Below are 1,863 nucleotides of genomic sequence, written 5' to 3' on the forward strand. Positions count from 1 at the left end.
TTCCAGCCGAAAATATCTTTCAATAATGCTGCTGAAAGCAAGGAATCCAAATCGTTTCCTATCATCATTCCGCTTATTGTGGATGAATCCTTAAATGGAAAAAAATTTTGAATTATTTTTCCCTTATTGTTGCAATTTGTCCCGTATAAAATAGCCATAATTAGTGTCTTTTCGTAAAGCAGCCTTTTCGAGCCGTCACGGACCAACCTGTCTGGGCATAGTGTAACGAAGCCTGATTCCGTGACGAATTAAAAAAATTATCTATTAAGTTAATTAGCGTTATTTTTGTGAGTTGGAACAAAATTTCTTTTTTTTCACCGCCGAGAACGCAAAGTTTATTCTTTTTACTTTTCCTGACCCGCCTGCACTATGAAATGCTTTTATATTTATTTCATCGGTGTGAAATGCCTTTATCTGTTTTATTTATCCCGCCTGCCCAGTGAAATCTATTTTTTTCGATATTTCATTCGGGTGAAATGATTTTATCTTTTTTATTTATCCCGTGAAATGCTTTTATCTTTTTTATTTCACTGGGATTTCACTGGGATTTCATCGGGATTTCATCGGGTTGCTTTTTTCATTTTACATTATTCATTATTCATTGTTCATTATTCATTATTTTTGTCTTTCCCTTCTCCGCATTCAATATTTTCAGAATTCCCCACTTGCCTCGTTTAAATTTTTTAGATAGCAGGTCTATACTTTCTTGTTTCGTTTTTCCGTCTTTATAATAGAGTTTTGAAAAATCAAGTATAAGTTTTTCAATTTCTTCTTTGCTCCACCGCTTTCCCTGATTAGTTGTTTCATCATGTGCTGGTTTGCGCAATTTGTCCATTAAAAAACCGGACTTAAGATTTTTCATCGCTTTAATTTTTTTATCAAAAATATGGGATGAAATTTCAAAACCAACGAATTTTCTTTTCAAACCAACAGCAACTTCTGCCGTTGAGAAACCACCGAGAAACAGATCGCAAATCAAATCTCCCGGATTGCTGCTGTATTGGATCATTCTCATAAGCAATTTTTGGGGAAGTTCGTTTTTATTCTTCTCTCTGCCCGCTTTGTATTCCCTATTTATAATCCAAACATCTTCGCGATCTTGATAATTTAACGATCTCCCCGCATCCGTTTTTTCACTCAAACCAAAGCGACAGTTCAGATTGAATTTGCGTTTTTCCTTACCCGGTTTTTCATAATACAAAATATGATAGTGAGAAGAAACATATTTTCTGCGCGTAAAAACTCCAAAATTATATTTCCAGATGATATGATTTATTTCCTTAAGTTTGGTGGAACGTAACGCATGGAGAATGTGATACAAATTCGTATAACCGGAAACGATATAAATTTGTCCGGAAGGTTTCAGAATCCTTTCTGCTTCATTTATCCATTTTTGGCTGAAAGCAGCGTATTCCTTTTTCGGGACCTCTACATAACCCTGAATTACATTTCCCTCATTCCGGTTATAATGTTTATGCAAAGTTTGCCCTTCAATTCCATAAGGTGGATCTGTAATAATCAAATCAATTGAATTATCCGCTATATGCTGCTTTGCACCCAAAATGCAATCGGAATTATAAAAGAAATTTCCCTTAACTTGTACTTTTTTCATGAATACCTTTCTTTTGTTACTTAATTAAATATTTACAAATCCGCAACCTTTCAAAAAGCTGTCAAACAAATCATATAAATAGATGAGGCATTTTCACTGTTTTTTCATTCGTATTTTAAAATTTTTTTTGCGAAGTGCTGCTTATTATACTCCCCCTTCTTTTCTCATTCCCAAGTCCTTTATTTTTTTATACCCAAACCTTTTATTTTCTCTTGTTCTCAAACTTTTTATTTTCTCTTGTTCTCAAACCT

At 33.8% G+C, this 1,863-nt stretch carries 1 protein-coding gene; it reads right to left on the reverse strand.

What is annotated here, in order from left to right:
• Window positions 1–598: 598 nt before the first annotated feature.
• A complete protein-coding gene (locus U9P79_07615) occupies window positions 599–1,612 on the reverse strand; it encodes a site-specific DNA-methyltransferase (protein MEA2104489.1) in 1,014 nt (337 codons plus the stop codon).
• Window positions 1,613–1,863 lie beyond the last annotated feature (251 nt).

It is taken from the genome of Candidatus Cloacimonadota bacterium, from assembly GCA_034661015.1.
GTDB lineage: Bacteria > Cloacimonadota > Cloacimonadia > JGIOTU-2 > JGIOTU-2 > JAYEKN01.